The organism is Psychrobacter sp. TPE 89C (genome assembly GCF_055522395.1).
The window spans coordinates 1-7,879 of sequence record NZ_JBVFXW010000076.1; the positions used below are offsets into that span (position 1 = coordinate 1).

Consider the following 7,879-nt stretch of genomic DNA (forward strand, 5'->3'; position numbering starts at 1 on the left):
TATTTTTCTCGAGGGAAAATGCGTGAGCCTCAGGAAAAGCCTGAACGTTTGACTGAGCTTTTAAAAGCGCCAGAAGCTTTAGACTTGAAAGTAACGACCGCTAAAGATATAGGCATCGCGCCGATTTTAGCTGTGCATGATTTGGGATACGTGGATTTTTTGAAGAACGCCTACAGTGAGTGGATAGCTGTAGACGAAGACATGGGCAAAGAAGTTCAGACAACCATTTATATGCCACATAGTAATGATGGCTTAGGTATTTTAGCAAAAGCGGCTAAGTATCAAGCGGATGGTAGTGCACCTATTGGTGAACATTCGTGGACGTCTATCTATTGGTCAGCACAAACGGCACTCAACGCTGCTGACGTCTTGTTAAATGATGATGGTGGTCAGAATAACATTCAAGTATGTCTTACCAGACCTGCAGGACATCACGCTCGTAAAAATGCTGCAGGTGGCTTTTGCTATCTAAATAATGCGGCAATTATTGCTCAGCACTTACGTCAGAAGTTTCAAAAAATCGCCATTATAGATACTGATATGCATCATGGGCAAGGTATCCAAGAAATATTCTATGACCGTAACGATGTGCTATATACCTCTGTACACGGTAGCCCTATCAATTTTTATCCTGTAGTCGCCGGTCATGAACACGAGAGGGGCGAGGGAGATGGTTATGGCTATAACGTTAATTTTCCAATGCCACATGGCGTAGATGAATCAGAATTTTTCCAGTTTGTAGATAAAGCAATAGAAACCGTAAAGCTGTTTAATCCAGATGTGATCGTGCATGTCCTAGGTTTTGATGTTTATAAGGATGACCCACAAGCAAAATGCGCCGTCAGCACACAAGGCTTTAAAACTTTGGCACAAAAACTTAAAGCATTAGATAAGCCAGTAATTGTATTGGTTGAAGGAGGATATTGCATAGAAAAGCTCAATGAAAACTTACAAGCTTTTATCTCTGGATTTACTGCAGAAAAAATCATCAATAATAAGTGAATAGCTGTAGTTAATGATTGATTGTTCATTAAGCTATCTAGCGAAATTAGAACCTAATTAAAGGTCGGACTAAAATGATTAAAAATACTGAGATTACTGCCAACGAGAGTCGCTTATGGGCATCTTTGATGGATATGGCGAAGGTTGGTCCAGGTATTGCTGGTGGCAGCAATAGACAGGCACTAACAGATGAAGATAATGAAGGTCGTACCCTTTTCAAAAATTGGTGTGAAACTGAAAATATGGTCGTAAAAATTGATGAACTTGGTTCTATGTTTGCCTTTAGAGAGGGTACTGATCCAAATGCACTACCCATCATGATAGGTTCTCATCTCGATACGCAACCTACGGGCGGTAGATATGATGGTATTTTAGGCGTTTTAGCTGGATTAGAAGTTGTGCGTTCACTTAATGAGCACAACATTAAAACTAAACATCCAATCGTCGTCGCAAACTGGACAAATGAAGAAGGTTCACGCTTTGCACCGTCCATGATTGCATCAGGTGTCTATGCCGGTAAATATGATCTCGAATACGCATATAATTGCACAGATCCAGATGGCATTAGTGTAAAAGATGAGTTAACACGTACAGGTTGGCTGGGTGATATGCCCGTAGGGGAGCCGAAGATACATGCTTATTATGAATATCATATTGAACAAGGCCCTATCTTAGAGGCAGAAGATAAGTTGATAGGGGTGGTGACGCATGGTCAAGGTTTGGCTGCTCTTAAAGTGACATTGACAGGTAAGGCTGCACATACTGGCTCGACACCCATGACAATGAGGTCAAACGCTTCTTTGGCAATGGCTAAAATAATTCATGTTACCCATGATTTGGTCATGGACAATCAACCTAATACCGCAGTATCAGTTGGTAAGATTGACGTTTTTCCGAACTCTCGCAATGTCCTTCCGAGTAAAGTGGTATTTACTATAGATATCAGGGCAGCTTCGCAAGATAAATTCGATGAGTTATGTAATCAGATAAAGGTTAAGGTTCATCAAATATCATCAGAGTTTGATGTGGGTTGTTCAATAGATATAGTAGGGCACAAAGATCCTGTAGCCTTTGACCCTAAATTAGTGAGCATAATTCGTGATACAACCAGTAAGTTAGGTTACTCAAATATTGATATTTGCTCTGGTGCTGGACATGATGCCTTTTGGATAGCAGATGTAGCACCTTCTGCGATGATTATGTGCCCTTGCGTAGATGGCATATCACATAATGAAAATGAAGAGATTTCCTCTGAATGGGCGGTCGCAGGCACTAATGTGTTGTTACACGCTGTTTTAGAGACAGCTATAATAGACAACAATTGTTTATTTAGTTGATTAACTTAGTATGTTGATTTATGGACTAATGAAACTAGGTTAAACATAACAAGGGATGTAAAAATGAAAATCTATAGCCATGAAAACCAAATGCTTCATCAACCTAAAACCTATTTTTCGCGCGGTAAGATGCGTCAGCCGCAAGAAAAGCCTGAACGACTGATTGAGCTATTAAAAGCACCAAAAGCATTAGGTTTAACTGTAATTACTGCTAAAGATATAGGGATCGAACCGATTTTAGATGTACATGATTTGGGATACGTGGATTTTTTGAAGAACGCCTACAGTGAATGGATGGCGGTAGAGGAAGACATGGGCGAAGAAGTTCAAACCACTATCTATATGCCAAATAACAATGAAGGTCTTGGTATTTTGGCCAAAGCGGCTAAATATCAAGCTGATGGTAGTGCACCAATTGGCAAGTATTCATGGACCTCTATTTATTGGTCAGCACAGACAGCACTGAATGCAGCTCAAAACTTATTAACTCAAGAGACAGAGCAAAATAAAATTCAGGTCTGTATTACAAGACCTGTTGGGCATCATGCACGCAAGAGTGCTGCAGGCGGATTCTGCTATCTGAATAACGCCGCTATTATCGCTCAGTATTTGCTTAAGAAATATAACAAGGTCGCCATTATAGATACTGATATGCACCATGGGCAGGGCATTCAAGAGATATTTTATGACCGTAAAGATGTGCTTTATACGTCAGTTCATGGTAGCCCTATTGATTTTTATCCGGTTGTGGCAGGTCATGAGCATGAAAGAGGGCAAGGTGAAGGGTATGGATATAACCTTAACTTTCCTATGCCACATGGCACTGATGAAGCAGGTTTTTTTGACTATGTAGACAAATCGCTGGCTACTGTAGAGCTGTTTAATCCAGATGTTATCGTGCATGTATTAGGCTTTGATGTTTATAAAGACGATCCACAGGCTAAATGTCATGTCAGTACCGAAGGTTTTCAGGTTTTAGCGCAAAAGCTAAAAGAATTAAATAAGCCACTAATTGTTTTAGTTGAAGGAGGCTATTGTATTGAAAAACTCAATGACAATTTTCAGTCTTTTTTATCAGGCTTATAGGAGTTTTATTATACTCCGTTATTACTAAGTTTTTTTGTTGAAAGCTATTTTATTACGATCTAAATATTCCGAGGATGGACATTATGTACGATTCAGGAGAAAGACTGATATTAGGGTCTTTGGTTATTATTTACTTCATGTTTTTATTTGGCATTTCCTTTTACATTAATAAAAAAAGCATTAAAACTTACGACGATTATAACGTCGCTGGTAGATCAGTCAAATTATTCCCACTTATCTTAACCTTTACAGGTACTGCTGTCGGTGGTGCAATCTTGTTAGGTTATATGCAGCAAGGTTTCATACGTGGTATGGGGCCACAATGGCTAAACTTTGGCATATTTCTAGCTGGTATTTTTATACTGGCATTTTATCTAAAGCGTGTTCGAGCATTAGGTGAAAAATATAATATGGTGACTATCGCAGATTTCACAGTATTAAGGTTTGGAGAAGGGGCAAGAATTCCAACAGTGGTTAGTCTATTGGTAGCGTATAGCGCTATTACCGGTATGCAGTTTGTTGCAATTGCGACAATCCTTAATCTGACTTTGGGTACCAGTATTACTACAGGTGTTATAGTCAGCGGCGTATTAGTCACATTAAAGACTTATTTTGGGGGGATGAAGTCTGTTATTTGGCAAGATGCATTTCATGGCACTATACAGACCGTAGGTATCTTTATATTATTTTGTACTGTTCTCATCGCAGCTGGTGGTCTTGAGGGGGTGCAGACACAAGTTGCACTGTCTGGCGAAAGCGATTTTTTAAGTTTTTTCAATATTCCAGCATCTGAAGTCATGGTTTATATATTAACCATAGGCGGTTATCAATTTGTGCGACAGGATTTATGGCAGAGATTTTGGGCGGCTGATAGTGCTAAAACAGCACAAACAGGGTTCTGGATCGCTATTGTTCTCGCATTTTTAACAGGATTTGTTGTTATCCTGATCGGCATTATGGGTCGTTTTGGTCTTAATCTACCGCTAGAAAATGCTTCTTTAACCTATTTTGCTATTATTGGCGATGTGTTTAGCTTCCCTATGATAGTTGTAATGGTGCTTGCACTTCTAGCTACCGTCATCTCTACAGCGGATTCATTTTTCATGGCAGGTGCGTCATCAATTATTAATGACATTGTCAAACCAAGACTAAACTATTCAGAAGATCTTGATCAACGCCTTTTAAAGTACAGTCGTTACTCGGTTCTTGGCGTAGCAGGTATCGCCTTGACGTTAGCTATCTTTATTCCAGACCTCATCGTACTGTGGATAATGGGCTCCGCTATGTTGGTATCAAGCTTGTTAGCACCCATTACTGCAGGGTTGTTTTGGAAGAAAGCGACACGTTTGGGTGGTACTGTAGCAATGTGGGTTGGGCTAGTGATTGCAGTAGTTTGGCAAGTTCTTGGTCATCCTTTTGGCATACATCCAGTATTTATTGGCTTACCACTTTCAATATTTTTAGTAATTGTTGTCTCATTAATGACTAGAGATGATAGTAGTAATATTTAACAACTGACAAACTATTTGCTCAGGTAGAGTTTAATACTCAAAAGCAATAACTAGCATTCAAAGTGACTGTCCTATGATTATCCCAATAAAGGATCTCATAGGATAATCAGAAAATTCGTAATTTCCATAATGGCGTTATGGCTAAAATAATTTAGGGATAAAAAATGAGTGATTTAAAACATGGCGGTCAAGCCATTGTAGATAGCCTTAAGCAACACGGAGTAGATCGAGCGTTTATAGTACCGGGTGAGAGCTATTTAGCAGTACTTGATGGCCTTTATAACTCTGATATTCAAACTATTGTTTGTCGTCACGAAGCTGCGTGTACTTATATGGCTGATGCACATGGTAAATTTACGGGTAAACCTGGTATTGCCATGGTGACCCGTGGTCCAGGCGCTGCGCAAGCTTATACTGGCATTCATACGGCTTGGCAAGATGGTGTGCCGCTGATATTATTTGTCGGCCTTATACCGATTGCTGATAGGCAGCGTGAGTCATTCCAAGAGTTTGATCCGATACAGTGGTTCGGTAGCCAATGTAAACGAGTCTTCATTCTTGACGAAGTCTCTAGGGCATCAGAAATCGTTGCAAAAGCATTTCATGCTGCTTTAGAAGGTCGACCAGGACCTGTTGTAGTTGGATTACCTGAAGATATTATTCAGCAGCCATTTGAAAATCAGCAGCACCCTGTTATCCCTGTCGCTAAAGGTACAGTTACACAATCAGAGTTGCAGTCAATAATTGATGCACTATCTATGGCTAAAAAACCTTTAATATTTGTTGGTGGTCAAAATTGGGACGCTCAAACATGTCAAAAATTAACTAAGTTTGCGGAAGATAATCATATTCCCATCATACATGATTGGCGAGCATCTGACAGAATCCCATTTGATTCGCCCGCTCATGCAGGTTACTTAGGATATGGTAGAGCAGATGGATGTGCAGACTTACTAGATTCGGCGGATATGTTGTTGACGATAGGTACTGTGCTTGGCGATGTGGCTAGTGATGGTTACACCTTGCGTCAATCATTCGATCAAGTCAATTATGTTGTCAATTTAGATACCAGTTTACGCGGTCATAGCGGCGCCACCACTTCTCATATTGCCGCAAGTCCTATTAGTTTTATAAAGGCAATTGCTGAATATAAATTAGATGAACTTGATGCTAAGTCACGTCTTTCATGGTTCAACCACTGTCATAAACAACAGCGTCAAGATAGCGCTTTCCCAGAAATAACTCTTTCTTCTAATAGTCATGAAAAGTATGCCAGTATGACTTTGGTTATGAAAGAGCTAGTCAAAATTATTCCAGAAGATGCCATATATAGCTTCGGTGCAGGCAACCATTGTTTGTGGGCGCAGAAGTTCCTACCAACGAAGGTGTTTCCAAGTCAGTTGAGTAGTAGGAACGGGGCAATGGGGTATAGTGTGCCAGCGGGTATCGCTGCTGCCTTAGAGTCCCCTGAGCGTTTATCAGTTGTTGTTACTGGTGATGGTGAGTTTATGATGAACGAGGCAGAATTATCTACTTCGGTACGTTATAAGGCTCCTATTTTGATTATAGTTATGGATAATGGTCAATTTGGTACTATTCGTCAGCATCAAGAGGCTCATTATCCGGATCGCGTGTCAGGTACACAGCTTCAAAACCCTGACTTTGCTTTAATGGCGCAGTCTTTTGGTGCTCATGGTATTACAGTAAATAGTGATGAGCGAGTCGAAGAACAAGTGGCAGAGGCTATGCGAGTTGTAAGTAAAGATCGCAAAACTGTGGTAATGCATGTGATTACTGATCCTGCTGAGTTAAATCCTTAATAATTTTATTAATCGGATAACTATTTCAAAATAATGGTTCATTGCCAGTTGTTAAATTTATAAAGGCAAGCTGATAAAGTTGTTCAATATTTTCAAAAAGAAGCCTAACATCAAGTGTTAGGCTTCTTTTTTTAAAAAAAAGGTCTTGGAAACATATTATGGTATATCACAAATCAGTTTAGAAGTTCGGTAATTCCAAGCGTACCTAAGGATGATCCCTGTCGTCAAATATGTACAACTAAAATCTACCAAGTGAATGTCTACAGGGTTGATAGTATATGTCAAAGTTATCAAAACGTTAACTGAGCAGTTACCTACCGATGCTATATACAGTTTCGAGACTGGCAATCATTGTCTATGGGCACAGCGTTATCTACCTATGCATACTTTTCTAAGTCCGCTGAGTACCAGAAGTGGCGCGATGAGTTATATTTACCATCAGGTCTTGTTGCTGCATATGATTACAGACCCTGATGAGCTAACAATTTCAGTATTAAGTAGCTTGTCATGATAAAGGGGTGTTATGACAAGTTATACAATAAATAAGTATTTATACTGCTCCATGATCTTTAGCTATATTGTATTATGGACTGAGGACAATAATGAAAGGTGAGCTGAGAACTCAGAGGCTGAATACGTATCGCGAAGACTAAGCCTTTCATACCTTTGGCAGACCTTTCATATTGATTAATTATCAATATATTCAGAATATAAGTGCTGAAATTACCATGATACAACGGAAATTAGCAGATAATTTAAATTGGACATTACTTCACGTATTAATTGCTATATGTGAAGAGGGGAGTATTAGTGCGGCAGCTGATCGTCTAAATATAACCCAGTCTGCGGTTAGCCAAAACCTCAAGAAGCTTGAAGAGCAACTCGTAAACCAGCTTGTTATTCGTAATACCAAGCCGCTAGAACTCACACCAATTGGTCGCTATTGTCTTCAAGTTGCTCAAACAATATTCACAGAGATTACTTCTATTGAAGCGATGAAAGGTAGTAATTTACATCTTCTAGAAGGTAATATTAAACTATTAGTCGTTAGTCGACTTCATAATCCTAAATATAATAATTTTTTAGTATTTTTCAAAAAAAAATATCCGAATATTACGTTAGA

General features: G+C 39.4%; 6 protein-coding genes. All 6 read left to right on the top strand.

Going from position 1 to position 7,879, the window contains the following annotated elements; all coding sequences use genetic code 11:
- On the top strand, positions 1-1,002 hold a 1,002-nt coding region (locus tag ACZW67_RS13780), incomplete at its 5' end, for a histone deacetylase family protein (protein WP_465183726.1).
- Between the two features lie 74 nt (positions 1,003-1,076).
- The gene (locus tag ACZW67_RS13785; protein WP_465183727.1) at positions 1,077-2,339 is read left to right on the top strand and encodes a Zn-dependent hydrolase; all 1,263 of its coding nucleotides are present in this window, start codon (positions 1,077-1,079) and stop codon (positions 2,337-2,339) included.
- 63 nt (positions 2,340-2,402) lie between these two features.
- Positions 2,403-3,425, top strand: coding sequence for a histone deacetylase family protein (locus ACZW67_RS13790; RefSeq protein ID WP_465183728.1), 1,023 nt, complete (start codon positions 2,403-2,405; stop codon positions 3,423-3,425).
- An 83-nt stretch (positions 3,426-3,508) separates the two neighbouring features.
- On the top strand, positions 3,509-4,936 hold the full coding sequence (locus ACZW67_RS13795; RefSeq protein WP_201593306.1) for a sodium:solute symporter family protein: 1,428 nt from the start codon (positions 3,509-3,511) through the stop codon (positions 4,934-4,936).
- Between the two features lie 164 nt (positions 4,937-5,100).
- Positions 5,101-6,756, top strand: a complete 1,656-nt coding sequence (locus tag ACZW67_RS13800) for a thiamine pyrophosphate-dependent enzyme (protein ID WP_465183729.1) — start codon at positions 5,101-5,103, stop codon at positions 6,754-6,756.
- A gap of 728 nt (positions 6,757-7,484) precedes the next feature.
- The coding region (locus tag ACZW67_RS13805) for a LysR family transcriptional regulator (protein WP_465183730.1) at positions 7,485-7,879 on the top strand (395 nt) is incomplete at its 3' end.

Coding starts and splice junctions, on each gene's coding strand:
- ACZW67_RS13785 (WP_465183727.1), top strand. CDS start 1,077: ATGATTAAAAATACTGAGATTACTGCCAACGAGAGTCGCTTATGGGCA.
- ACZW67_RS13790 (WP_465183728.1), top strand. CDS start 2,403: ATGAAAATCTATAGCCATGAAAACCAAATGCTTCATCAACCTAAAACC.
- ACZW67_RS13795 (WP_201593306.1), top strand. CDS start 3,509: ATGTACGATTCAGGAGAAAGACTGATATTAGGGTCTTTGGTTATTATT.
- ACZW67_RS13800 (WP_465183729.1), top strand. CDS start 5,101: ATGAGTGATTTAAAACATGGCGGTCAAGCCATTGTAGATAGCCTTAAG.